At 70.9% G+C, this 22,645-nt stretch carries 27 protein-coding genes; 15 read left to right on the top strand and 12 right to left on the bottom strand.

The window, feature by feature from the left end; translation table 11 throughout:
• The first annotated feature begins 2 nt into the window (after positions 1–2).
• The 3 genes from tpiA (at position 3) to H0488_RS03590 (ending at position 1,584) form a co-directional block, all read left to right on the top strand.
• Positions 3–827, top strand: coding sequence for a triose-phosphate isomerase (gene tpiA / locus H0488_RS03600; protein WP_246371407.1), 825 nt, complete (start codon positions 3–5; stop codon positions 825–827).
• Between the two features lie 96 nt (positions 828–923).
• Positions 924–1,163: a preprotein translocase subunit SecG gene (gene secG / locus H0488_RS03595; RefSeq protein WP_183097908.1), complete on the top strand. Its 240-nt coding sequence runs from the start codon at positions 924–926 to the stop codon at positions 1,161–1,163.
• 61 nt (positions 1,164–1,224) lie between these two features.
• The gene (locus tag H0488_RS03590; RefSeq protein ID WP_183097907.1) at positions 1,225–1,584 is read left to right on the top strand and encodes an RNA polymerase-binding protein RbpA; all 360 of its coding nucleotides are present in this window, start codon (positions 1,225–1,227) and stop codon (positions 1,582–1,584) included.
• 307 nt (positions 1,585–1,891) lie between these two features.
• Here the strand turns inward: H0488_RS03590 and pgl are convergent, their stop codons facing one another.
• From pgl to tkt, 4 genes are read right to left on the bottom strand one after another with little or no spacing between them, the layout of a single operon-like run.
• The gene (gene pgl / locus H0488_RS03585; protein WP_183097906.1) at positions 1,892–2,623 is read right to left on the bottom strand and encodes a 6-phosphogluconolactonase; all 732 of its coding nucleotides are present in this window, start codon (positions 2,621–2,623) and stop codon (positions 1,892–1,894) included.
• 5 nt (positions 2,624–2,628) lie between these two features.
• Positions 2,629–4,278 carry a glucose-6-phosphate isomerase gene (gene pgi, locus H0488_RS03580; protein ID WP_183097920.1) on the bottom strand — a complete coding sequence of 550 codons (1,650 nt, stop codon included), beginning with the start codon at positions 4,276–4,278 and terminating at the stop codon, positions 2,629–2,631.
• Complete coding sequence (tal, locus tag H0488_RS03575; RefSeq protein ID WP_183097905.1) at positions 4,275–5,381, bottom strand: transaldolase; 1,107 nt, start codon at positions 5,379–5,381, stop codon at positions 4,275–4,277. The genes pgi and tal overlap by 4 nt, the downstream gene beginning before the upstream one ends.
• Positions 5,382–5,424: 43 nt before the next feature.
• Positions 5,425–7,536 (bottom strand): transketolase, encoded by a 2,112-nt coding sequence (gene tkt / locus H0488_RS03570; protein ID WP_183097904.1) that lies wholly within the window; start codon positions 7,534–7,536, stop codon positions 5,425–5,427.
• Positions 7,537–7,640: 104 nt separating this feature from the next.
• On the opposite strand from tkt, the gene H0488_RS03565 reads away from it, so the two are divergent.
• The gene (locus H0488_RS03565; protein WP_376768447.1) at positions 7,641–8,624 is read left to right on the top strand and encodes a heme o synthase; all 984 of its coding nucleotides are present in this window, start codon (positions 7,641–7,643) and stop codon (positions 8,622–8,624) included.
• Here H0488_RS03565 and H0488_RS03560 read toward each other — a convergent pair.
• From H0488_RS03560 to H0488_RS03550, 3 genes are read right to left on the bottom strand one after another with little or no spacing between them, the layout of a single operon-like run.
• Positions 8,602–9,543 carry a COX15/CtaA family protein gene (locus H0488_RS03560; RefSeq protein ID WP_312856200.1) on the bottom strand — a complete coding sequence of 314 codons (942 nt, stop codon included), beginning with the start codon at positions 9,541–9,543 and terminating at the stop codon, positions 8,602–8,604. The genes H0488_RS03565 and H0488_RS03560 overlap by 23 nt on opposite strands.
• Positions 9,525–10,289, bottom strand: a complete 765-nt coding sequence (locus H0488_RS03555; protein ID WP_183097902.1) for an ABC transporter permease — start codon at positions 10,287–10,289, stop codon at positions 9,525–9,527. Before H0488_RS03555 ends, H0488_RS03560 begins: the two co-directional genes overlap by 19 nt.
• Positions 10,286–11,242 carry an ABC transporter ATP-binding protein gene (locus H0488_RS03550; RefSeq protein WP_312856199.1) on the bottom strand — a complete coding sequence of 319 codons (957 nt, stop codon included), beginning with the start codon at positions 11,240–11,242 and terminating at the stop codon, positions 10,286–10,288. The genes H0488_RS03555 and H0488_RS03550 overlap by 4 nt, the downstream gene beginning before the upstream one ends.
• Positions 11,243–11,271: 29 nt before the next feature.
• Here H0488_RS03550 and H0488_RS03545 point away from each other — a divergent pair, with 29 nt between their 5' ends.
• The 10 genes from H0488_RS03545 to H0488_RS03500 are packed head-to-tail and all read left to right on the top strand — an operon-like array spanning position 11,272 to position 18,610.
• Entirely contained in the window at positions 11,272–11,634 is a 363-nt protein-coding gene (locus H0488_RS03545) for a hypothetical protein (protein WP_183097901.1), read from the top strand.
• Entirely contained in the window at positions 11,631–12,050 is a 420-nt protein-coding gene (locus H0488_RS03540) for a hypothetical protein (protein ID WP_183097900.1), read from the top strand. The genes H0488_RS03545 and H0488_RS03540 overlap by 4 nt, the downstream gene beginning before the upstream one ends.
• 56 nt (positions 12,051–12,106) lie before the next feature.
• Positions 12,107–12,784, top strand: coding sequence for a helix-turn-helix transcriptional regulator (locus H0488_RS03535; protein WP_183097917.1), 678 nt, complete (start codon positions 12,107–12,109; stop codon positions 12,782–12,784).
• A complete protein-coding gene (gene sufB, locus H0488_RS03530) occupies positions 12,781–14,199 on the top strand; it encodes a Fe-S cluster assembly protein SufB (RefSeq protein WP_183097899.1) in 1,419 nt (472 codons plus the stop codon). Before H0488_RS03535 ends, sufB begins: the two co-directional genes overlap by 4 nt.
• Complete coding sequence (gene sufD / locus H0488_RS03525; RefSeq protein ID WP_183097898.1) at positions 14,196–15,362, top strand: Fe-S cluster assembly protein SufD; 1,167 nt, start codon at positions 14,196–14,198, stop codon at positions 15,360–15,362. Before sufB ends, sufD begins: the two co-directional genes overlap by 4 nt.
• Complete coding sequence (locus tag H0488_RS03520) at positions 15,359–15,733, top strand: non-heme iron oxygenase ferredoxin subunit (RefSeq protein ID WP_183097897.1); 375 nt, start codon at positions 15,359–15,361, stop codon at positions 15,731–15,733. Before sufD ends, H0488_RS03520 begins: the two co-directional genes overlap by 4 nt.
• On the top strand, positions 15,730–16,485 hold the full coding sequence (sufC, locus tag H0488_RS03515; protein WP_183097896.1) for a Fe-S cluster assembly ATPase SufC: 756 nt from the start codon (positions 15,730–15,732) through the stop codon (positions 16,483–16,485). Before H0488_RS03520 ends, sufC begins: the two co-directional genes overlap by 4 nt.
• Before the next feature lies 1 nt (position 16,486).
• On the top strand, positions 16,487–17,767 hold the full coding sequence (locus tag H0488_RS03510; RefSeq protein WP_183097895.1) for a cysteine desulfurase: 1,281 nt from the start codon (positions 16,487–16,489) through the stop codon (positions 17,765–17,767).
• Positions 17,768–17,769: 2 nt separating this feature from the next.
• On the top strand, positions 17,770–18,225 hold the full coding sequence (gene sufU / locus H0488_RS03505; RefSeq protein ID WP_183097916.1) for a Fe-S cluster assembly sulfur transfer protein SufU: 456 nt from the start codon (positions 17,770–17,772) through the stop codon (positions 18,223–18,225).
• Positions 18,218–18,610 (top strand): metal-sulfur cluster assembly factor, encoded by a 393-nt coding sequence (locus H0488_RS03500; RefSeq protein WP_183097894.1) that lies wholly within the window; start codon positions 18,218–18,220, stop codon positions 18,608–18,610. Before sufU ends, H0488_RS03500 begins: the two co-directional genes overlap by 8 nt.
• Here the strand turns inward: H0488_RS03500 and H0488_RS03495 are convergent, their stop codons facing one another.
• From H0488_RS03495 to H0488_RS03485, 3 genes are all read right to left on the bottom strand, one after another.
• Positions 18,611–19,639, bottom strand: a complete 1,029-nt coding sequence (locus H0488_RS03495) for a hypothetical protein (protein WP_183097893.1) — start codon at positions 19,637–19,639, stop codon at positions 18,611–18,613.
• A complete protein-coding gene (locus tag H0488_RS03490; protein ID WP_183097892.1) occupies positions 19,636–20,127 on the bottom strand; it encodes an RNA polymerase sigma factor in 492 nt (163 codons plus the stop codon). Before H0488_RS03490 ends, H0488_RS03495 begins: the two co-directional genes overlap by 4 nt.
• A 73-nt stretch (positions 20,128–20,200) precedes the next feature.
• The gene (locus H0488_RS03485; protein WP_220794149.1) at positions 20,201–20,713 is read right to left on the bottom strand and encodes an SRPBCC family protein; all 513 of its coding nucleotides are present in this window, start codon (positions 20,711–20,713) and stop codon (positions 20,201–20,203) included.
• Positions 20,714–20,757: 44 nt separating this feature from the next.
• Here H0488_RS03485 and H0488_RS03480 point away from each other — a divergent pair, with 44 nt between their 5' ends.
• Positions 20,758–21,366 carry an acVLRF1 family peptidyl-tRNA hydrolase gene (locus H0488_RS03480; RefSeq protein ID WP_183097891.1) on the top strand — a complete coding sequence of 203 codons (609 nt, stop codon included), beginning with the start codon at positions 20,758–20,760 and terminating at the stop codon, positions 21,364–21,366.
• A gap of 12 nt (positions 21,367–21,378) precedes the next feature.
• Here the strand turns inward: H0488_RS03480 and H0488_RS03475 are convergent, their stop codons facing one another.
• Both H0488_RS03475 and H0488_RS03470 read right to left on the bottom strand, forming a co-directional pair.
• Positions 21,379–22,125: a hypothetical protein gene (locus H0488_RS03475; RefSeq protein ID WP_183097890.1), complete on the bottom strand. Its 747-nt coding sequence runs from the start codon at positions 22,123–22,125 to the stop codon at positions 21,379–21,381.
• 26 nt (positions 22,126–22,151) lie between these two features.
• Positions 22,152–22,610 (bottom strand): GNAT family N-acetyltransferase, encoded by a 459-nt coding sequence (locus H0488_RS03470; RefSeq protein ID WP_183097889.1) that lies wholly within the window; start codon positions 22,608–22,610, stop codon positions 22,152–22,154.
• Positions 22,611–22,645: the final 35 nt, after the last annotated feature.

Below are 22,645 nucleotides of genomic sequence, written 5' to 3'. Positions count from 1 at the left end.
CGATGGCAAGCACAGGGTCGAACGCAACTGGGTCGAGCCGCGGCCGCACGCCGATCATGGCGGGCAACTGGAAGATGAACCTCAACCACCAGGAAGCGGTGGTGCTGGTCCAGAAGCTCGCGTGGACGCTGTCCGACAAGCGCCACGACTACGGCAAGGTCGAGGTCGTCGTACTCCCGCCGTTCACCGACATCCGGTCGGTGCAGACCCTGGTCGACGGTGACCGGCTCTCGATCGAGTACGGCGCGCAGGACGTCTCCGTGCACGAGTCCGGCGCCTACACCGGCGAGATCTCGGCCGGGATGCTGGCGAAGCTGGGCTGCTCCTACGTGACCGTCGGTCACTCCGAGCGCCGGCAGTACCACGCCGAGACCGACGAGCTGGTGGCCGCGAAGGCCAAGGCGGCGCTCGGTGCGGGGATCACCCCGATCGTCTGCGTCGGCGAGGGCCTGGCGATCCGGCAGGAGGGCACCCACGTGCCCTACAACACCGCTCAGGTCGTCGGCTCGCTCGCCGGCCTCACGGCCGAGCAGGTCGCGGGTCTCGTCATCGCCTACGAGCCGGTCTGGGCGATCGGCACGGGCGAGGTCGCCACCCCTGACGACGCGCAGGAGGTCTGCGGGGCCATCCGCAACCAGGTCAAGGAGTCGTACGGCGCCGATGTCGCCGCCGCCGTACGCATCCAGTACGGCGGCTCGGTGAAGGCCGCGAACGTCTCCGGGATCATGTCCCAGCCCGACATCGACGGCTGCCTGGTCGGTGGGGCGAGCCTGCAGGCCGACGAGTTCGGCGGCATCTGCCGGTTCTACGACATGCCGGCCTTGTGACGCCTCCGGCGTTGTGACCGACAGCCAGACCGATTGCCCTGTCCGTAGCCGTGTCCCGGGTTCGAGACACGCTCGACGCTGACGTAGGATCCTGCCGTGCTCGAAACTGTGTTCACCGTCCTCCTTGTGCTCACCAGCGTGTTGATGATCCTGCTGGTGCTGCTGCACAAGGGACGCGGTGGCGGACTCTCGGACATGTTCGGCGGCGGGGTATCGAGCTCCCTGGGCGGATCGTCGGTCGCCGAACGCAACCTCGACCGGTTCACGATCGGCGTCGGCGTCATCTGGTTCGCCACCGTCATCGCGCTGGGCCTCTTGCTTGCCTACCAGAACTGATTGACCCCCGAGTCTGAACAACCTGTCCGGCCCCGCCGGATCGAGCTGAGGAGATAGTCCGTTGGCAGGTGGTGGCAACGCGATCCGCGGAAGTCGCGTCGGCGCAGGTCCGATGGGCGAGGCCGAGCGTGGCGAGGCCGCGCCCCGGCAGGCAGTGACGTACTTCTGCGCGCACGGGCACCGTTCGGTGATCGCCTTCTCCGTCGAGGCCGTCGTCCCCGGCTCCTGGGACTGCCCGAAGTGCGGTCTCCCGGCCGGTCTCGACTCCGAGAACGCCCCTCCGGCGCCGAAGATCGAGCCCTACAAGACCCACCTCGCCTACGTGAAGGAGCGCCGCTCCGACAAGGAGGCCGAGGTCATCCTCGACGAGGCGATCCAGCTCCTCCGCTCCCGCCGCAAGTCCGGCGAGATCATCTTCTGATCGACCCGTCACAAACTCCGGCCTGAGGTCCGCCGACCCGGCTCGAACTCGGCCCCAAAACGGGCCGACCCGTCCCCAAGTTGGCGACGGGTCGGGCATTTCAGGGTCGCCCGCGGCGTCGCCGCGCCTCGGCGATCCCCTCGTGCAGCAACCGGTCTGCGTTCTGGTGGTGGCCGAAGAGGTTCTCCGCGACGAACGGCGTGATGTGCCAGCCCGCACGTTCCTCCGCCGCAGTCCGTCGCTGGCGGTCGTGCGCGATCTGGTCGGGACTGGAGTGCCACTCCGCGCCGTCGTACTCGGCCGCGGGTCAGAGGCGGGAGGCGGCGTCGTGGTCGAGGAACCACGTCGTCTCCGCGGTGCCCTTGACGCCGCGGGCGGGGGTCTCGGCGACGGTGCCGTCGTCGGCGAGAGCGCGGGCGACGGCGTCGGCCTTGGCCTCGCCGGTGGCGACGAACCACACGGCGTGGGAGCGGTCGAGGGCCTCGAAGGTGAGGGTGACCCGGTCCGGCGGGGGCTTGGGGGAGTCGTGCACGGCGGTCGCGACCGCGTCGGTGACGTCGAGCGCCGGGTGGCCGGGGAAGAGGGACGCGATGTGTCCGTCGGGGCCGACGCCGAGCATGAGCACGTCGAACGCACCGGCACCTTCCTCCCGCACGGTCGTGGAGTACGCCGTCGCGGCCGCCTCGGCGTCCGCGACCTGGTCGGAGGCCGGCACCTCGTGCACGCGGGTCGCGCCGACACTGTCGAGGAACGCCGCCCGGGCCTGGCCCGCGTTGCGGTCGGGGGAGTCGGCCGCGACGAACCGCTCGTCGCCGAACCAGAAGTGCACGGCGCCCCAGTCGACGCCTGATGCGGGCGCCATCCGAGCCACCTCGTGGTGGATGGCGTCCGCGACGGTGCCTCCGGTCAGGCCGATGTGCGGGACGTGGCCGGCCGCCTGGGCGTCGGCGATCCGGTTCAGCAGCTCACCCGCGACCGCGGTCGCGAGGACCGTGGCGTCGGGGTGGACCTCGATCAGGGGAGCCGGTCGTTCGTCCATCACCATCAGTGCCGATGCCTCCGGTAGTAGTCGATGAGTGCCCTGGTCGAGGGGTCCTGCTGGGCGAGTGTCGCGTCGTCCCCGGCGACCGCGGGGGTGACCTGCTGGGCGAGCTGCTTGCCGAGCTCGACGCCCCACTGGTCGAAGCTGTCGATGCCCCACACGACCCCCTGGGTGAAGGTGATGTGCTCGTAGAGGGCGATCAGCTGGCCCAGCACCGACGGGGTGAGTGCGGGCGCCATGATCGAGGTGGTGGGCCGGTTGCCGGTGAACACGCGGGCGGGCACGATCGCGTCCGCCCCCGACTGCTCACCGCCCTCGGCCCGGACCTCCTCGGCCGTCTTGCCGAACGCGAGCGCCTTGGTCTGCGCGAAGAAGTTGGCCAGGAACAGCTCGTGCACGTCGACGTCGCCGTCCTGCAGCGGATAGGCCGGGTTGGCGAAGGCGATGAAGTCGGCGGGGATCAGCCGGGTGCCCTGGTGGATCAGCTGGTAGAACGCGTGCTGGCCGTTGGTGCCGGGCTCGCCCCAGTAGACCTCGCCGGTGTCGGTGGTGACGGGCGTGCCGTCCCACCGCACGCCCTTGCCGTTGGACTCCATCGTGAGCTGCTGCAGGTAGGCGGCGAACCTGTGGAGCGACTGCGCATAGGGGAGTACGGCGTGCGTGTGCGCCCCCAGGAAGTTGACGTACCAGATGTTCAGCAGGCCCATCAGCGCCGGGACGTTGCGCTCCAGCGGCGTGGAGCGGAAGTGCTCGTCGATCGCGCGGAACCCGCCGAGGAACTCGGCGAACCGCTCCGGCCCGACCGCGATCACCAGCGACGTGCCGATCGCGGAGTCGACGGAGTAGCGACCGCCGACCCAGTCCCAGAACCCGAACGCGTTGGCGGGGTCGATGCCGAACGCCGCCACCTTGTCCAGTGCGGTGGACACGGCGACGAAGTGCTTCGCCACCACCTCGGTGTCGCCACCGAGCCCGTCGATCAGCCAGGTGCGGCACAGCCGGGCGTTGGTGAGCGTCTCGAGGGTGCCGAACGTCTTGCTCGCGACGATGAACAGGGTGGTGGCCGGGTCGAGCCCGGCGAGCGTCTCGGCCGCGTCGGTGGGGTCGATGTTGCTGATGAACCGGCACTCGATGGCTTCGTGACGGTAGGGCTTCAGCGCCTCGTAGGCCATCACCGGGCCGAGGTCGGACCCGCCGATCCCGATGTTGACCACCGTGCGGATCCGCTGGCCGGTGGCGCCGAGCCACGCGCCCGACCGCACCTGCTCGGCGAACGCGTAGACCCTCTCGAGCACCGCGTGCACGTCGGCCACGGCGTCCTGCCCGTCGACCTCCAGCCGGGTGCCCGCAGGCAGCCGGAGGGCGGTGTGCAGGACTGCGCGGTCCTCGGTGACGTTGATGTGCTCCCCGGCGAACATGGCGTCGCGGCGGGCTTCGACCCCGACGTCGCGCGCCAGGTCGACGAGAGCGCCGAGGACGCCGTCGTCGACGAGGTTCTTCGACAGGTCGACGTGGAGGTCGCCCGCAGCGAAGGTGAGCCGCTCGACCCGGCCGGGGTCGTCGGCGAAGGCGGTGCGCAGGTCCGGCGTGCCCGCGGCTGCAAGCCCGGCCAGCCGGGCCCACGCCGGGGCTGTCGTCGGGTCCACCGTCAGCCCATCTGTCCCTTGACGGTCTCGAGCAGCTCGACCCAGGAGGCCTTGAACTTCTCCACGCCCTCGGTCTCGAGGACGACGAAGACGTCGTCGAGGTCGACCCCGACGCCGGCCAGCTCGTCGAAGAGCGTCTGGGCCTCCGCGGCCCGCCCGGTCACCTGGTCGCCGCCGTTGTCGGCGGCGAGCTCGCCGTGGTCGGCGAACGCCATCAGCGTCTTCTCGGGCATGGTGTTGACGGTGTTGGCGACGACCAGGTCGGTGACGTAGAGCGTGTCCGGGTACGCCGGGTTCTTGACGCCGGTGGAGGCCCACAACGGCCGCTGCAGGTTCGCGCCCGCCGCGGCGAGCTCCTGCCACCGCTCGGACGCGACGACCTTCTCGAACGCGGCGTAGGCCATCCGGGCGTTGGCCACGGCGGCCTTGCCTCGCAGGGCGAGCGCGGCGTCGGTGCCGATCTTCTCGAGCCGGCCGTCGATCTCGGTGTCGACCCGCGACACGAAGAACGAGGCGACCGAGCGGATCGTGGACAGGTCGATCCCGGCGTCCTTCGCGTGCTCGAGGCCGGCCAGGTAGGCGTCCATCACCGCCTGGTAGCGCTCCGTCGAGAAGATCAGGGTGACGTTGACGCTGATGCCGGCGGCGATGACCGCCGTGATCGCCGGCAGGCCTTCGACGGTCGCGGGGATCTTGATCAGCGCGTTGGGCCGGTCGACAGCCGCCCACAGGGCCTTGGCCGAGGCGATGGTGGCGGCGGTGTCGTTGGCGAGCGTCGGCTCGACCTCGATCGACACCCGGCCGTCGTCGGCGGTGGCTGCCGCGACCGGGGCGAGGATGTCGCAGGCGTTGCGTACGTCGTCGGTGGTCAGCTCGAAGACGACCCGGTCGACGTCGGCTCCGTCGGCGACGAGGGCGCGCACCTGGTCGTCGTACCGCTCTCCGTCGGAGATGGCGGCAGCGAAGATGGTCGGATTGGTCGTCACGCCGACCACCGACTTCTCGGCCACGAGCTCGGCCAGGTTGCCGGTCTCGATCCGCTCGCGCGACAGGTCGTCGAGCCAGATGGACACACCGGCGTCGGCCAGTGCCTTCAGACGATCACTCATGTGGTTCTCCTGGTGCGACGTTGGGACCGGGCTACTGGGCGGGCTACTTGGCAGCGGCCTCGATGCTGTCCTTGGCCGCCTGGGCGACCGCCTCCGCGGTGAATCCGAGCTCACGGAAGATCCGGGCGCCGTCCGCCGAGGCGCCGAAGTGCTCCAGGCTGACCATCCGGCCGGCGTCGCCGACGTACTCGCGCCAACCCTGGCGGATGCCGGCCTCGACGCTGACCCGCGCCTTCACCGTCGGCGGGATGACCTCGTCGCGGTAGGCCTGGGTCTGCTGCTCGAACCACTCGATCGACGGCATCGAGACGACCCGGGCGCTGATCCCGTCGGCGGCGAGCAGCTCGCGGGCCTGGACGGCGAGCTGGACCTCGGAGCCGGTGCCGATGAGGATCACGTCGGGCTGGGCACCGTCGGCCTCGACGAGGACGTAGCCGCCCTTGCCGACGTCGTCGGTGTGGGCGAAGCCTTCCTCGCCCCGCGGGAACACCGGCACGTTCTGCCGGGTGAGGATCAGGCCCGCCGGCCGGTCGGTGTTCTTGAGGATCTGCAGCCAGGCGGCAGCGGTCTCGTTGGCGTCGGCGGGGCGGACGACGTCGAGCCCGGGGATCGCACGCAGCGCCCAGAGGTGCTCGACCGGCTGGTGGGTCGGTCCGTCCTCGCCGAGCCCGATCGAGTCGTGGGTCCAGACGTAGATGACCGGCGCCTGCATCAGCGCGGCCACGCGGACGGCGCCGCGCATGTAGTCGGAGAAGGTCAGGAACGTGCCGCCGAAGACCCGGGTGCCGCCGTGGACGGCGATGCCGTTCATGATCGCGCCCATGCCGTGCTCGCGGATGCCGAAGTGCAGCACCCGGCCGTGGTGGGGGTCGGCCGGCCACTCCTCGACCGAGCGGTCCGGGGGGAGGAACGACGGGACGCCGGTGATGGTCGTGTTGTTGGAGCCGGCCAGGTCGGCGGAGCCGCCCCACAGCTCGGGCATGACCGGGGCGATCGCGTTGATCACCTTGCCCGACGCGGAGCGGGTGGCGACGCCCTTCGGGTCGGCCGGGAACGTCGGGAGGGCCGCCTCGAGACCCTCGGGCAGCGCGCGGCCCTTCATCCGGTGCAGCAGCGCGGCCCGCTCGGGGTGCGCGGCGGCCCAGGCGTCGTACTGGCGGTCCCACTCGGCGCCCCACGCCTTGCCGCGCTCCAGGAGCGAGCGGGTGTGCTCGAGCACGTCGTCGGGGACCTCGAAGGTCTGCTCCGGGTCGAACCCGAGGACGGTCTTGGTGGCGGCCACCTCGTCGGCGCCGAGGGCCGAGCCGTGCGCGGCCTCGGTGTTCTGAGCGTTCGGGGCCGGCCAGGCGATGATCGTCCGCAGCACGATGAGGGACGGCTTGTCGGTCACGGCGTCGGCGGCCTTGATCGCCGTGTGGAGCGCGGGGACGTCCTCGGCGTACGACGCACCGTCGGCGTGGTCGCCGCCGTGGGTCCAGTCGACGATCTGCACGTGCCAGCCGTAGGCCTCGTAGCGCTTGGCGACGTCCTCGTTGAACGCGATGTCGGTGTCGCCCTCGATCGAGATCCGGTTGGCGTCGTAGATGACGGTGAGGTTGCCCAGCTCCTGGGTGCCGGCGATCGAGGACGCCTCGCCGCTCACGCCCTCCTGCAGGTCACCGTCGGAGGCGATGGCGTAGATGTGGTGGTCGAAGGGGGACTCGCCGGGAGCGGCGTCCGGGTCGAGCAGCCCGCGCTCGCGCCGGGCGGCCATCGCCATGCCGACGGCGTTGGCGACACCCTGGCCGAGCGGGCCGGTGGTGACCTCGACACCGGCGGTGTGCCCGAACTCGGGGTGCCCCGGGGTCTTCGAGCCCCAGGTCCGCAGCGACTTCAGGTCGTCGAGCTCGAGGCCGAAACCACCGAGGTAGAGCTGGGTGTAGAGGGTGATCGAGCTGTGGCCGGCGCTGAGCACGAACCGGTCGCGTGACATCCAACCGGGGTCGGCCGGATCGTGGCGCATGACCTTCTGGAACAGCAGGTACGCAGCCGGCGCCAGGCTCATCGCCGTGCCCGGGTGACCGTTGCCGACCTTCTGCACGGCGTCCATCGCCAGCACCCGTGCGGTGTCGACCGCCTTGCGGTCGAGATCGGTCCACTCCAGCTCCGGGATCATGGCCCCGAGCCTACCCAGCGCCTTCCGCGGGCTGACAGGGGCCAGATGACGGAACCGGGCGCGATCACCGATACACTCGCCTCTGCCTGATCCCTCGCCGTGAGGTGCCTTTTGTGACGACCGTCGACCCTGACCGCCCAGCCGTCCGGCTGGTCGTCGGAGTGAACGGCGTCCTCGAGGGGGGCGACGTTCCCGCCCGGGCGTCCGCGCGCGACGTGGTGATGGCCTACGTCGGCCTCACCAAGCCCCGCGTGATCGAGCTGCTGCTGCTCACCACGGTCCCGGTGATGTTCTTCGCCGCGGGCGGGGTGCCGGACCTCGGGCTGGTCGTCGCGACCGTCCTCGGCGGCGCGCTCTCCGCGGGCTCCGCGTCGGTCTTCAACTGCGTCTACGACCGCGACATCGACGAGCAGATGCGCCGCACCCGGCGCCGGGCGCTGCCGCGCCACATCATCACCCCGCGGGCGGCGCTGGTCTTCGGCTTCGTGCTGGGGATCCTGTCCACGGTGGTCCTCTGGGCTTGGGTCAACGAGCTGTCCGCCGGGCTGTCGGTCGCCGCCATCGCGTTCTACGTCTTCGGCTACACGATGCTGCTCAAGCGCCGCACCACCCAGAACATCGTCTGGGGCGGCATCGCGGGCTGCTTCCCGGCGCTGATCGGCTGGACGGCGGTCACGGGCGAGCTCGCCTGGGCGCCGCTGGTCCTGTTCGGCGTGGTCTTCTTCTGGACCCCGCCGCACACCTGGGCGCTGGCGCTGCGCTACCGCGAGGACTACAAGCAGGTCGACGTGCCGATGCTGCCGGTCGTCCGCTCGGCCCGCAACGTCGCCCGGCAGATCGTCGCCTACAGCTGGGTCATGGTCGCGACCAGCCTGCTGCTCTGGCCGGTCGCCGGGACCGGACTCGTCTACCCGATCGCCGCCGCCGTCCTCGGCGCCGTCTTCCTGGTGCAGGCCCACCAGCTCGAGCGCCGGGCCCGCAACAGCGAGGACCTCGCAGTGATCCGGCCGATGCACCTCTTCCACAGCAGCAACCTCTACCTCTCGCTGCTGTTCGTCGCGGTCGCTATCGACCCGCTGCTGCGCTGACGCTCCGGGCGCGGGCTGCCAGCACCAGCGCGGTGAGGGCAGCGGAGGTGAGAGCGGCGCCGAGCATGTGGAGAGCGACGAGCAGCTCGGGCAGGTCGAGGAAGTACTGCGCGAACCCGATGACGCCCTGGACCAGCTCGACCACCAGCAGCGCGCGGGCCGCGTCGCGCAAGGGCTGGTTGCCGGCCCGGACGGCGAGCACGAGGCACGCCACGGTCAACGCCACCAGCGCGTAGACGGCCCAGGCATGGACGTGCGACATCAGCCGCGGGTCGAGGCCGGTACGCCGTGAGTCGAGGTCGCCGCTGTGTGGGCCGGAGCCGGTGACCACGGTGCCGAGGTAGAGCACGACCCAGCCGACGACGAACGTGGCGTGGACGAGCGCCCGGGTGCGCGGGGACGCCCAGCCGCGCGGCCGGCCGACCAGGTCGTCGACGAGCACCACGCAGACACCGATGATCGCCATCGACACCAGCAGGTGGAGCGCGACCACCCACGGGTTGAGGTCGGTCTGCACGGTGATGCCGCCGATCACCGCCTGGGCGGGGATGCCGAGTGCGATCACGGTCGAGAGCACCAGCGGCCGCCGGTCGGCCCGGCCGGTCGGGTCGGCGCTCTGGCGGTCGCGGAGGACCGGCAGCAGGGCGGCGACCCAGCAGGCGATCGCGATCGCCACCAGCACGAAGGTCAGGGTGCGGTTGCCGAACTCGATCGCGCCGTTGATCCCGAGCTCGCCGTGCGGGACGTAGGAGTCCTCGGTGCAGCGCGGCCAGGTCGGGCAGCCCAGTCCCGAGCCGGTGAGCCGCACGGCGCCGCCGGTGACCACGATCGCGATGTTGGCGACCAGGTTGGCGTAGGCCAGCCAGACCAGTGCCCGCGCCGGCGCGCGGCGCGCCGTCGTCACTCCCACTTGAACCACCGGGCAGCCGCGGCCCCGCCGACGACCGCCCAGCTCGCGAGCACCGCCATCTCGACCGCGGGCACCTCGCCGTTGAAGGCAGCACGCATCGCCTCGCCGAGCGCGCCCGAGGGGAGCCACTGCACGACATCGCCGAGGCCGCCGTACGCACTCGCCGGGAGTACGACGGCGCCGCCGGCCAGCAGCAGCAGGTAGACCAGGTTCGCGGCAGCCAGGGTCGCCTCCGCCCGCAGGGTGCCGGCGACGAGCATGCCGAGCCCGGCGAACGCCGCGGTGCCGAGGAGGACGGCCGGCACGACGCCGACCACCGAGACATCGGGCGACCAGCCGAGGAGCAGCCCGGCCGAGCCGAGCACGACGAACTGCAGCAGCTCCACGATCAGCAGCGCACCGACCTTGCCCGCGAGCAGTGCTCCGCGGGAGAGCGGCGTGGTGCCGAGCCGCTTGAGGACGCCGTACCTCCGCTCGAAGCCGGTCGCGATCGCGAGGGAGGTGAACGCGGTCGACATCACGGCGAGCGCGAGCACGCCGGGCGTGAGCACGTCGACCGTCGGGTCGTCGAAGGAGAGTCCGATCCGGTCGGCGGCGCTGACGGCGCCGACCAGCACGATGAGGGGGATCACGACGGCGAGCAGCAGCTGCTCGCCGTTGCGGAGCAGGAGTCGGGTCTCCATCCCGGCCTGGGCGAGGACCTGCCGGGCCAGGGGAGCGGCACCGGGTGCCGGCGCGAAGGTGCCCGCGCTCATGAGCCTGACACCTCGGGCTCCCGTCCGGTCAGCTCGAGGAAGACGTCCTCGAGGTTGCGCTGCCCCAGCGTCAGCGACTCGGGCAGCACCTCGTGCACCTCGCACCAGCGCGCCACCGTGGCCAGCGTGGAGCCGTCGGCCGGCCCGGACACCTGGAGGCTCAGGTCATCGAGCACGGTCAGCTCGGTCGTCGCGCCGAGCGCGGTGGCGAGCGCCTCGGGGGCGCCGGGTGGGAACGGCTGGGTCACGACCAGGCGGATCGTGGCGACCGTGCCGCCCCGGGTGAGCTCGAGGGGTGAGCCGCTGGCGACCAGCCGGCCGTGGTCGATGATGTGCACCCGGTCGGCGAGCCGCTCGGCTTCCTCCAGGTAGTGGGTCGTCAGGACCACGGTGACGCCGTCGGCGCGCAGCTCCTCCAGGAGCTCCCAGACGGTGCGTCGGATCTGCGGGTCGAGCCCCGCGGTCGGCTCGTCGACGAAGACCAGCTCGGGGCGCCCGACCAGCGCCATCGCCAGGCCGAGGCGCTGCTGCTGGCCACCGGAGAGCCGGCGGTACGGCGTACGCCCGCACTCGTGGAGCGCGAGCCGCTCCATCAGCAGGCCGGTGTCCAGGGGGTCGGCGTGCAGCCGGGCGAGGTGGCGCAGCATCTCCTCGGTGCGCGCGCCGCTCCACGCGCCGCCGGCCTGCAGCATCACCCCGATCCGCGGCATCAGCGCCCGCCGGTCCTTGACCGGGTCGAGGCCGAGCACGCGGACCGAGCCGCGCTGCGGGCGCCGGTAGCCCTCGCAGGTCTCGAGGGTGGTGGTCTTGCCGGCGCCGTTGGGTCCGAGGACCGCGGTGATGGTGTGCGGCTCGACCACCAGCGACAGGTCGTCGACGGCGGTCTTGTCGGCGTACCGCATCACCAGGCCGTCGATGCGCACGGCAGCCGACGGATGATGCGGTGCTGGCACGCCTGAATTGTCTCACTACGCTGTCGGCCGTGAGTCCCTGGGTGTACGGCCTGGTCCTGGTGCTGTGCGGGATCTCCGCGGTGGTCCTCGTCGTCCACCTGGTCCGCGACCAGCTCGTCGAGGACGGCATGTTCCTCCTCCTCGCCGTCACCGAGCTCGCACTCCTCGTCCAGCTGGTGTGGGGCTGCGTCGCGCTGGCCGGCACCGAGCGCGACGTCGAGGGCACCCTCTTCGTCAGCTATCTCGTCGGGACGACGCTGGCCCTGCCGATCGGCGCCTTCTGGTCGCTCGCCGAGCGCTCCCGCGCCGGCACCGCCGTCGTCCTGCTGGCCGTGGTCACGGTCGCCGCGCTCGAGGTCCGGGTGGACGCGATCTGGGCAGGTGCGGTGTGACCCAGGTCGGCGCTCCCGCGCCGCACGCGCTGGCGGTGGGCTGGGGACGCGCGCTCGTCTTCGGCTACGGCGTCTTCGCCGTCGCCGCAACCGGCCGCTCCGTGCTGCAGGTCAGCACCGAGTTCGACAACGCCCCGCTGGCGTACTCGCTGTCCCTCCTCGCCGCAGTCGTGTACCTGGTCGCCACCACCTCCCTGCTTCTCGGCGGCCGCACCGGCTGGCGGGTCGCCGGCATCGCGGTGTGCATCGAGCTGCTCGGCGTGCTGTCGGTCGGCGCGCTGAGCTATGCCGCGACCGACCTGTTCCCGGACAAGACGGTGTGGTCGCACTTCGGCCAGGGCTACGGCTTCCTCCCGCTGGTGCTGCCGTTCGCCGGGCTGGCCTGGCTGCGCCACACGCGGCCCCGCGCTACTTAGGGTGACCTTGCTTGAAGGGCCGGAAGCATTAACGGCACACTGGTGTTGTGGAAATCGTGACCGACTCCGACCAGCCGACGCGCCAGCGCGTCGCCCGGTCGATCCTGGTCAACGGTCCCTCCACCGCGGCGGCCCTCGCTGAGCGCCTCGACCTGACCCCGGCCGCCGTCCGTCGCCACCTCGACCACCTGGTCGAGGAGGGTGCCGTCGAGGCGCGCGACCAGCGCCCGGCCGGTCACCGCGGGCGCGGACGTCCGGCGAAGGCGTTCGCCCTCACCGAGCGTGGGCGCGACGGCTTCGAGGCGTCGTACGACGACCTCGCCAACGAAGCACTCCGGTTCCTCGCGGAGACGGTCGGTCCCGAGGCCGTCAAGGCCTTCGCCGAGCGCCGGGCGGCCTTCATCGAGGAGCGGTTCCCGCAGGTCGCGGCCCTGCACCCGGAGGCGTCGCCCGCCGAGGTGCTGGCGATGGTCTTCACCGACGAGGGCTACGCGGCCTCCGTCCGCGAGCTGCCCCTCGCCGACGGCCACAGCGTGGGCGAGCAGCTGTGCCAGCAGCACTGCCCCGTGTCCCACGTCGCCCACGAGTTCCCCCAGCTGTGCGAGGCCGAGACCGAGGCCATCAGCCGGGTCCTCGGCACCCACGTCCAGCGCCTGGCGACCATCGCCCACGGCGACGGCGTCTGCACCACCTGCATCCCGATCACCCGAGAGAAGGAGAAGGTCACGTCATGACCTCCATCGAAGACCTCAACCCTGAGCTGAAGGGGATCGGTCGCTACGAGTTCGGCTGGTCGGACAAGAACGACGTCGGCGCGAACGCGCAGCGCGGCCTGAGCGAGGACGTGGTGCGAAACATCTCCTCGCTCAAGAGCGAGCCGCAGTGGATGCTCGACCTCCGGCTGAAGGGCCTCAAGCTCTTCGGCCGCAAGCCGATGCCCACCTGGGGCTCGGACCTGAGCGCGATCGACTTCGACAACATCAAGTACTTCGTGCGCTCGTCGGAGAAGCAGGCCGCCACCTGGGACGACCTGCCCGAGGACATCAAGAACACCTACGACAAGCTCGGCATCCCGGAGGCGGAGAAGCAGCGCCTGGTCTCCGGCGTCGCCGCGCAGTACGAGTCCGAGGTCGTCTACCACTCGATCCGTGAGGACCTCGAGGCTCAGGGAGTCCTGTTCCTCGACACCGACACGGCGCTCAAGGAGCAGCCGGAGCTGTTCCAGGAGTACTTCGGCACCGTGATCCCGGTCGGTGACAACAAGTTCGCCGCGCTGAACACCGCGGTGTGGTCGGGCGGCTCGTTCATCTACGTGCCGAAGGGTGTCCACGTCGACATCCCGCTGCAGGCCTACTTCCGGATCAACACCGAGAACATGGGCCAGTTCGAGCGGACCCTGATCATCGTCGACGAGGGCGCCTACGTGCACTACGTCGAGGGCTGCACCGCGCCGATCTACTCGTCCGACTCGCTGCACTCCGCGGTCGTCGAGATCATCGTGAAGAAGGGCGGCCGGTGCCGCTACACGACCATCCAGAACTGGTCGAACAACGTCTACAACCTGGTGACCAAGCGCGCCGTCTGCGAGGCCGGCGCGACCATGGAGTGGGTCGACGGCAACATCGGCTCCAAGGTGACGATGAAGTACCCCGCCGTCTACCTCATGGGCGAGCACGCCAAGGGCGAGACGCTGTCGATCGCGTTCGCGGGCGAGGGCCAGCACCAGGACGCGGGCGCCAAGATGGTGCACGCCGCCCCGAACACCTCGTCGTCGATCCTGTCGAAGTCGGTGGCGCGCGGCGGCGGCCGTACGTCGTACCGCGGCCTGATCCAGATCAACGAGGGTGCGCACGGCTCGAAGTCCAACGTGTTGTGCGACGCGCTGCTGGTCGACCAGATCAGCCGCTCGGACACCTACCCCTACGTCGACATCCGTGAGGACGACGTGTCCATGGGCCACGAGGCCTCGGTCTCGAAGGTCTCCGACGACCAGCTCTTCTACCTCATGTCGCGGGGCATGGCGGAGGACGAGGCGATGGCGATGATCGTGCGCGGCTTCGTCGAGCCGATCGCCAAGGAGCTGCCGATGGAGTACGCCCTCGAGCTCAACCGGCTCATCGAGCTGCAGATGGAAGGAGCTGTTGGGTGACCGCGGCTGTACTGAACGACGCGCTCGAGCAGGGCCACGTCGAGAGCCACCTCCACCCCGAGCCGACGTACGACGTCGACGCTCACCCGGTCCCGAGCGGACGTGAGGAGATCTGGCGGTTCACGCCGCTCAAGCGCCTCCGCGGCCTGCTCGACGGTGCGCCGTCTGATAGCCACCTCGACATCAAGGAGGAGCTGCCCGCTGGTGTCACGGTGACCACGATCTCCACCGAGGAGGCCAAGGCGCTGGGTGTGACGCCCGCGTTCGACCGCCTCGGCGCGCTCGCGGTGGCCAACGCCGGGGGAGCGATCCTGGTGGACGTCGCAGCCGAGGCCGACCTCGACGGGCCCGTGCGCCTGCTCCTGAGCGGTGCCTCGGTGGACGACGTCGTGTGGGGTCACCTCGTGCTCCGGGTGGGCGCCCATTCGCGGGCGACGATCCTGGTCGAGCACACGGGCAGCACCACGTTCGACGCGTTCACCACCGTGCTCGTCGGCGACGGCGCCCAGCTCGACCTGGTCCACGTCAACGACTGGGCCGACGACGCCGTGCACGCCGAGCAGATCAACATCCGGGTCGGTCGCGACGCGACGCTGCGGCAGTTCGAGTTCACCCTCGGTGGCGACCTCGTCCGCACCAGCACCAACGTCGACTACGCCGGCCCCGGCGGGTCCGCCGAGCTCTTCGGGCTGTACTTCGCCGACGCCGGCCAGCACTTCGAGCACCGGCTCTTCGTCGACCACAACGCTCCCAAGACCAAGAGCCACGTGGTCTACAAGGGTGCCCTGCAGGGCGCGAAGGCGCACACCGTGTGGATCGGCAACGTGCTGATCCGCAAGGTCGCCGAGGGCATCGAGACGTTCGAGGAGAACCGCAACCTGGTGCTCACCGACGGCTGCCACGCCGACTCGGTGCCCAACCTCGAGATCGAGACGGGCGAGATCGCCGGTGCGGGCCACGCCTCGGCCGTCGGCCGCTTCGACGACGAGCAGCTGTTCTACCTGCGCTCGCGCGGCATCTCCGAGCCCGAGGCCCGGCGACTGGTCGTGCACGGCTTCTTCAACGACCTGATCCGCCGCGTCGGCGTACCGGAGCTGGAGGAGAAGCTGCTCGCGACCGTCGAGGACGAGCTCGCGAAGAACGTCCTCAAGGAGCTCGTATGACCCTTCGAGACGGCGCTGACGCGCCTCCTCAGGACGACGGCTTCAAGCGCGCCTGCGCGCTGGCCGACGTACCCAAGGACGAGGCGCTGGCCGTCACCGTCGGGGAGTACGACGTCGCCATCGCCCGCGACGGCGACGAGTTCTTCGCGCTCCAGGACCAGTGCTCGCACGCCAACGTCCAGCTGTCCGAGGGCGAGGTCGCCGACGGCACCGTCGAGTGCTGGCTGCACGGCTCGTGCTTCGAGCTGCGCACCGGCAAGCCCACCCACTTTCCCGCGACGGAGTCCGTCGCCACCTTCCCTGTCGAGGTGCGTGGAGACGAGATCTTCGTCGACACCACCACCACGTTGAACGGAGTCACCCCCGCATGAGCAAGCTGGAGATCAAGGACCTCAGGGTCCAGGTCCAGACCGAGGACGGCCCGAAGGAGATCCTCAAGGGCGTCACGCTGACCATCAAGGACGGCGAGACCCACGCGATCATGGGCCCCAACGGGTCGGGCAAGTCCACGCTCGCCTACTCGATCGCCGGCCACCCGCGCTACGAGGTCACCGGCGGCACGGTGCTCCTCGACGGCGAGGACGTGCTGTCGATGACCGTCGACGAGCGGGCGCGGGCCGGTCTGTTCCTGGCGATGCAGTACCCCGTCGAGGTCCCCGGGGTCTCGGTCGCCAACTTCCTGCGCACCGCCAAGACCGCGATCGACGGCGAGGCGCCGAAGCTGCGCACGTGGACCAAGGACGTCAACGCCGTCATGGAGCGGATGAACCTCGACGCGACGTTCTCCCAGCGCTCGGTCAACGAGGGCTTCTCCGGTGGTGAGAAGAAGCGCCACGAGATCGCCCAGCTCGACCTGCTCGACCCGAAGGTCGCCGTCCTCGACGAGACCGACTCCGGCCTCGACATCGACGCGCTGAAGGTCGTCTCCGACGGCGTCAACCGGTTCCGCGAGCGCGACGGCAAGGGTGTCCTGCTGATCACGCACTACACGCGGATCCTGCGCTACATCAAGCCTGACTACGTCCACGTGTTCGTCGACGGCCGGGTGGCCGACGAGGGCGGTCCCGAGCTCGCTGACGAGCTCGAGGCGAACGGCTACGAGAAGTACCTCGCGACGGCCTGACATGACTGCCCCCAGCCTCCCCGGCCTGCTGCCCGAGCTCGAGGTGGTCCGCAAGGACTTCCCGATCCTCGAGCGCGTGCTTGCGGGCGGGGTGCCGCTGGTCTACCTCGACAGCGCGAACACCTCGCAGAAGCCGCAGGTGGTGATCGACGCCATGGTCGACCACCTCGAGCGGCACAACGCCAACATCGCGCGGGCGATGCACCAGCTCGGCGCGGAGTCGACGGTGGCGTTCGAGGAGTCGCGCGACAAGGTCGCCGCGTTCATCGGGGCTCCCGACCGCGACGAGGTGATCTTCACCAAGAACGCCTCGGAAGCGCTCAACCTCGCGGCCAACACCCTGGTCTGGGCGGGCGAGCGGCAGGTCCGGCCCGGTGACGAGGTCGTCATCACCGAGATGGAGCACCACTCCAACATCGTCCCGTGGCAGCTGCTCACCCAGCGCACCGGCGCGACCCTGCGCTGGTTCGGGCTCACCGACGACGGCCACCTCGACCTGAGCAACATCGACGACCTGATCACCGAGCGCACCAAGGTGGTCTCGCTGACCTGGGTGTCCAACATGCTCGGCACGATCAACCCGATCGCCGAGATCGCCCGCCGCGCCCACCAGGTCGGTGCGCTGGTGGTGGTCGACGCGTCGCAGGCCGCACCCCAGCTGCCGATCGACCTCGCCGCGATGCCGGCCGAGGAGCGCCCCGACCTGATGGCCTTCACCGGCCACAAGGTCGTCGGCCCGACCGGCATCGGCGTGCTGTGGGGGAGCCGCGCGGTGCTCGACCAGCTGCCGCCGTTCCTGGGTGGTGGCGAGATGATCGAGACCGTCCGGATGGAGGGCTCGACCTACGCCCCGATCCCGCACAAGTTCGAGGCCGGCACCCCGCCCATCGTCGAGGCGATCGGGCTCGGCGCCGCCGTGGACTACCTCGGTCACCTCGGCATGGACGCCGTGCACGCGCACGAGCAGGCGATCACGGCCTACGCGCTCGAGGGCCTCGCCAGCGTCCCCGGGATGACCATCCTCGGGCCCACCGACGCCGCGCAGCGCGGCGGTGCGATCGCGTTCGAGCTGGAGGGCGTCCACCCCCACGACATCGCGCAGGTGCTCGACTCGCGGGGCGTCGCCGTACGCGCCGGTCACCACTGCGCGAAGCCCGCGCACGCGCGGTACGGCGTGCAGAGCTCGACCCGGATGTCGTCGTACCTCTACACGACGCCGGCCGAGATCGACGCTCTGGTCGACGGCCTGGAATACACCCGCTCGTACTTCAAGTTGGGTTGATGATGACTGCACAGAACCTCGACGTCCTGTACCAGGAGATCATCCTGGACCACTACAAGAACCCCCACGGCAAGGGACTCCGCGACGAGTTCGAGGCCGAGGTCCACCACGTCAACCCGACCTGCGGTGACGAGGTGACCCTGCGGGTGCACCTCGACGGCGGCATCGTCGAGGACGTCTCGTACGACGCGCACGGGTGCTCCATCTCGCAGGCCTCGGCGTCGGTCCTCTACGACCTGGTCGTCGGCAAGCCTGTCGACGAGGCGCTCGCCGTGCACGAGGAGTTCCTGACCCTCATGCAGGGCAAGGGCGAGGTCGAGCCCGACGAGGACGTGCTCGAGGACGGCATCGCCTTCGCCGGTGTCGCGAAGTTCCCCGCGCGCGTGAAGTGCGCCCTCCTGTCCTGGATGGCCTGGAAAGACGCGACGTTGCAGTCGAAAGGAAGCACCGATGACTGACCAGATCCAGCAGAGCAAGATCGACCACGGCGACCTGCCCGAGGTGCACGAGGCCGCCGGGTCCACCGGCACCTCGACCACCACCGTGGAGGACGTGACCGAGGCGATGAAGGACGTCGTCGACCCCGAGCTGGGCATCAACGTCGTCGATCTCGGGCTGGTCTACGACGTCCACCTCGACGAAGAGTCGAACGTCGTCCTCGACATGACGCTGACCTCGGCGGCCTGTCCGCTGACCGACGTGATCACCGACCAGACCGAGTCCGCGCTCGAGGGCATCGTCGGCGACGTCGCGATCAACTGGGTCTGGATGCCCCCGTGGGGCCCCGACAAGATCACCCCCGACGGCCGCGAGCAGCTGCGGGCGCTGGGCTTCAACGTCTGATCACCGCAGGGCAGGGAGAGCCGGCTCGAACGTGAGCCGCGCGTCGCCGCCGTGCTCCGTGCCCTGGCCGGACCACGAGCCGGTGCCGGTGTAGGTCTGCCCGTCGACCGTCAGGTCGACCCGGTAGTCGTACGGCGCTGGGCCGAGTCCGTCGATCCGCTGCTCGGGCGTGTCCTCCGGGATCGCGAGCTCGACGAACCCGTCGCCGTCGCAGTGCTGGTCGACCTCGGACAGCGCGAACGTGTCGGTGGCGCCGTCGGCTGCCTCCACCGTCACCTCGGCGCTCACGTCGCCGTCCACCGCCGCGTCGTCGATGACCAGCGTGAGGTCGGTCATGCCGCCCGAGCTCGGGCTGTTCTGGGTCACCGTCATCCACGACAGCGGTACGCCGTCGCGGGCGACCGTCCACCGCCAGAAGCCCGAGGTGTCGCCACCAGCGGCGTAGACGAAGTAGCTGGCGAAGCGATTCGCGGCCGGGCCACTCGGGGTGAGCTGAAGATGGGTCTCGTTGTCGGGCTCGATCAGCGCGGGATAGCTGGCGCAGCTGCGGCCGTCGGTCCCCTCGCGCAGGTTGATCGACCACTGGCCCGGCCGGGGGAACGCGACGTTCAGCGGAGAGACCGATCCGACGTCCGGAGCGTCCTCGGCCTTCGGGAGCACCATGTCGCCACAGCCGTTTGCCCAGCAGTAGGAGCCCTGCAGCGCGTCCACGGCCCCACCCGGCGCGCCGAGTACCAAGGCAGGCGGCGCGCTTCCGGTGGCCGAGTTCGGCGTGAGCTCGACGACCGGGGAGCTGTCGGTCCCGTCGGTGGCGATCGGCGGTGCCGTCCGGCCGTCGTCGGGCCCGCCCACCGCGACCGCGACCGCGACCGCCGCGGTGGCCGCCCCGGCGGCGCCGACGGCAAGAGCTCCGCGAGTGCGCCGCCGGCGGCGGGCGTGCCGCTCGAGCACGTCGCCGAACGGAGGAGCGGAGTCCGGAGTGGCCGCTTCGACCGCTCCGGAGAGGGATCGCTGCAGGGGATCGGTCATGAGAGCTGCTCCGTGTCGAGGAGGAAGGGGGCGAGCGCGCCGCGGGCACGCGACAGCCTGGACTTGACGGTGCCCGCCGGCAGCCGGAGCGCGCGGGCGATCTCGTCGACCGGGCGGTCCTCGAGGTGGTGGAGGACAACGACCACCCGCTGGTCCAGGGGCAGCCGAGCGATCGCCGATGCGAGGTCGAGCCGGTCGTCGACGGCGTCCGGCGCCGCGGTGTCGCGGCTCGCGAGCCGGGGGAGGGCGAGGCGGGCCACCGTGTGCCGGCGGTGCCGCGAGATCAGGAGGCGCACGGCGACCGTCCGCAGCCACATCTCGGGGTCGTCGTACTCACGCAGCGTCGACCACCGCTGCAGGAGCCGTACGAACGCGTCCTGCGCGACCTCCTCGGCATCCGCCCGACTTCCACCGACGACGGTGAGGAAGCCGATCAGGCGCGGGCAGGCCGCGGCGTACAGGCTCGCGACCTCGTCCGTGGGATCCATGCGCACAACGATCACACGCGCCAGCAGGGCGCGAGGTTCCCTCTCGGGGCCAGCCGTCCCGCGCGTGCTCGGCTCAGCGGGCCGCGGCGACCCCGTATCGCTCGTCGGTGTAGCGCCGCAGCTTCTTGAGGAACCAGCGGAACGTCAGGTTCATGACCGGCTTGCTGACCGGCATGAAGAAGCGGGACGGTCCGGCGACGTCGAGGGCGAGGGTCCAGGTGAGTCGGCAGCCCCCAGGAGTCGGTTCGACGTCGTACCTCTCGGCGAAGGCCTGCACGGTCTTCTCCGACGACGCGTTGAACCGGAACGCCATCCGGGTCGGCGGCTCCCAGAGCAGGAACTCCTCGTCGCCGATCAGGCCCCCGCGCATGTCGACCAGGCGGGTGGTCCCGACGCCGCGCGGAGGGGCGCTGGTCCAGGTCACCTTCGTGATCACCTTGGCCCAACGCGGCCAGGAGTCGGCGTCCTCGAGCACCTCGAAGAGCTGCTCCGGGGTGATCGCGAGGTCGACGCTGTTGGCGTAGCGGAAGCGCGCGGCGTCGATGAAGTCGAGGTCGACGAGCTGGCAGGCGTGCATGTGAGGCATGCCCCCGAGACTAGAACACGTTCTCGTCGGTAGCGTCGGGTCTCGTGACCCGGATCCTCGTCCCGCGCGAGCGGCTGGTGCGCTGGGTGGACAACTTCGCCGGCCGCCACGGCGAGACCTCGGTCGCGGTGACCGCGGGGGCCCTGCGCGGCGAGGCCGCCGACGGCTCCTGGTTCGCCGCCCACCTCCCGTTCGCCCGGTCGTACGGCGGCGCGGCCGAGGTCGGCGACTTCCTCGCCGCAGCCGGTCCGCCGGAGGACTGGGGCGTGCTGCTCGTGCGCAAGGGAGGGTTCGCCGTGGCTCGGCTGGCGGGGGAGAGGATCACGGAGTCGAAGATCGGTCAGCGGCACGTGCAGGGGCGGACCAAGGCGGGCGGCCAGTCGCAGCAGCGGTTCGCGCGCCGGCGCGACAACCAGGCCCGGGAGGCGTACGGCGCCGCCGCTGACCACGCCGCGCGGATCCTGGCCGGGCTCGGCGGCCCGTTGGTGACCGGCGGTGACCACGCGGCCGTGGACGCGGTGCTCGCCGACGCCCGCCTGACCCCGCTGACCGTGGTCGACCCGTGGCTCGCCGTACCGGACCCGAGGCGGGCGGTCCTCGAGGCCGCGATCAGGGATGCGCAGGCGGTGCCGATCGAGGTCGAGAACGCCTAGCTCGCCAGCCGGCTAGTTCGCCAGGGCCTTGGCGAAGGCGGCGGTGGCGATGTCGACCGGGTTCGGCAGCGCGGAGGTGTCGGCGTCGGTGGCCGAGGAGAACGTGCACGCCATGACGATCCGGCCGCTGAGGGTCGCGACCAGCAGCACCTCGTAGCCGTCGCCGGTGACCTGCCAGGCCGTGCTGGTGCCGATGCCGTTGGCGTTCACCTGCGAGGAGACGTCCTCCGGCGCAGAGATCGTCGCAGTCGAGCCGTCGGGCAGCGTGGCCGTGGTGCAGTCGAGTCCGGCGGAGCCGAGGGAGAACGCCTCGTTGGCGAGATCCTCGGTCTCGTAGATCGCGATCTCCTCCGACATCGCGATCTGGCCGTCGGAGGTGCCCATCTCGACGCCGCCCTCGACCGACGGCGGGACGGTGACGTCGACCGGCGTCCCCGCCGGCTCGCACGGCGGGGGAGAGTCCTCGTTCGTCCAGTTGCCGAGCACGAAGTCCGGGCTCACCTCCGCCGGCGTGAGGAGGGCCGCGTTGACCTGCTCCAGCGTGATGTCACCGGTCGGGTCCATCGGCGTCGCCGAGGTCGGCGGCGCCGTGGTCGGGGAGGTGGTCTCGGAGGCCGACTCGCTGGCCGACTCGCTGGCCGTGACCGTCTCCGTGACCTGCTCGTCGGAGTCGGAGTCCTTGTCGTCGCCGCCGCAGGCGGCCAGAACGGTGGAGAGCGTCAGCAGGGTCGCCGCAGCGGCGACGCGGGGGGTGCGCATGGCGGGACGCTACTGGATCCGGGGTGTCAGCGAAGCGGTCTTGAGAAGAACGCGCTGTGCGGATCCGGGACGTACGAGGCGAACGGCCCGCACTCCTCGAACCCCCGCGACACGTAGAGCGCCCGGGCCGGCGCGAAGAAGTCCTGGGTCCCCGTCTCCAGGCTCAACCGCTCGTAGCCGCGCTCGCGGGCCGTGGCGAGGACGTGGTCGAGCAGCCGGCTGGCGACGCCGCGCCGGCGCGCGACCGCAGCGGTCCGCATCGACTTGATCTCGGCGTGCCGGGGATCGAGCTCCTTCAGCGCCGCGCAGCCGAGCAGCCGGCCCTCCTCCCGCAGCGTCCAGAAGGTCAGCCCCGGCCCGGTGAGCGCGGTCGGGTCGAGGGCGTGGACGCTCTCCGGGGGCGACGTCGCCCGCATGTCGGTGAGGTGCTCCTCCAGCAGCCGGAGGACGTCGTCGCGCAGCGGGTCGTCGGTCCCGATGATCATGGACCTAAGCCTCCCATCGCCGACGCGCTCGCCTC

This window comes from Nocardioides pelophilus (assembly GCF_014180685.1).
GTDB lineage: Bacteria > Actinomycetota > Actinomycetes > Propionibacteriales > Nocardioidaceae > Nocardioides > Nocardioides pelophilus.
The sequence above is the reverse complement of the archived record's forward strand: the minus strand, read 5'-3'. Positions and strand labels throughout refer to the sequence as shown.

What these genes read in the sequence shown, in the direction of transcription:
- H0488_RS03495 (WP_183097893.1), bottom strand. Translation starts at nt 19,639, where the DNA reads ATGACCGATCCCCTGCAGCGATCCCTCTCCGGAGCGGTCGAAGCGGCC.
- H0488_RS03485 (WP_220794149.1), bottom strand. Translation starts at nt 20,713, where the DNA reads ATGCCTCACATGCACGCCTGCCAGCTCGTCGACCTCGACTTCATCGAC.
- sufU (WP_183097916.1), top strand. Translation starts at nt 17,770, where the DNA reads ATGACTGCACAGAACCTCGACGTCCTGTACCAGGAGATCATCCTGGAC.
- sufC (WP_183097896.1), top strand. Translation starts at nt 15,730, where the DNA reads ATGAGCAAGCTGGAGATCAAGGACCTCAGGGTCCAGGTCCAGACCGAG.
- H0488_RS03475 (WP_183097890.1), bottom strand. Translation starts at nt 22,125, where the DNA reads ATGCGCACCCCCCGCGTCGCCGCTGCGGCGACCCTGCTGACGCTCTCC.
- H0488_RS03490 (WP_183097892.1), bottom strand. Translation starts at nt 20,127, where the DNA reads ATGGATCCCACGGACGAGGTCGCGAGCCTGTACGCCGCGGCCTGCCCG.
- tpiA (WP_246371407.1), top strand. Translation starts at nt 3, where the DNA reads ATGGCAAGCACAGGGTCGAACGCAACTGGGTCGAGCCGCGGCCGCACG.
- tkt (WP_183097904.1), bottom strand. Translation starts at nt 7,536, where the DNA reads ATGATCCCGGAGCTGGAGTGGACCGATCTCGACCGCAAGGCGGTCGAC.
- pgl (WP_183097906.1), bottom strand. Translation starts at nt 2,623, where the DNA reads ATGGACGAACGACCGGCTCCCCTGATCGAGGTCCACCCCGACGCCACG.
- tal (WP_183097905.1), bottom strand. Translation starts at nt 5,381, where the DNA reads ATGAGTGATCGTCTGAAGGCACTGGCCGACGCCGGTGTGTCCATCTGG.
- H0488_RS03470 (WP_183097889.1), bottom strand. Translation starts at nt 22,610, where the DNA reads ATGATCATCGGGACCGACGACCCGCTGCGCGACGACGTCCTCCGGCTG.
- H0488_RS03510 (WP_183097895.1), top strand. Translation starts at nt 16,487, where the DNA reads ATGACTGCCCCCAGCCTCCCCGGCCTGCTGCCCGAGCTCGAGGTGGTC.
- H0488_RS03520 (WP_183097897.1), top strand. Translation starts at nt 15,359, where the DNA reads ATGACCCTTCGAGACGGCGCTGACGCGCCTCCTCAGGACGACGGCTTC.
- H0488_RS03500 (WP_183097894.1), top strand. Translation starts at nt 18,218, where the DNA reads ATGACTGACCAGATCCAGCAGAGCAAGATCGACCACGGCGACCTGCCC.
- H0488_RS03555 (WP_183097902.1), bottom strand. Translation starts at nt 10,289, where the DNA reads ATGAGCGCGGGCACCTTCGCGCCGGCACCCGGTGCCGCTCCCCTGGCC.
- sufB (WP_183097899.1), top strand. Translation starts at nt 12,781, where the DNA reads ATGACCTCCATCGAAGACCTCAACCCTGAGCTGAAGGGGATCGGTCGC.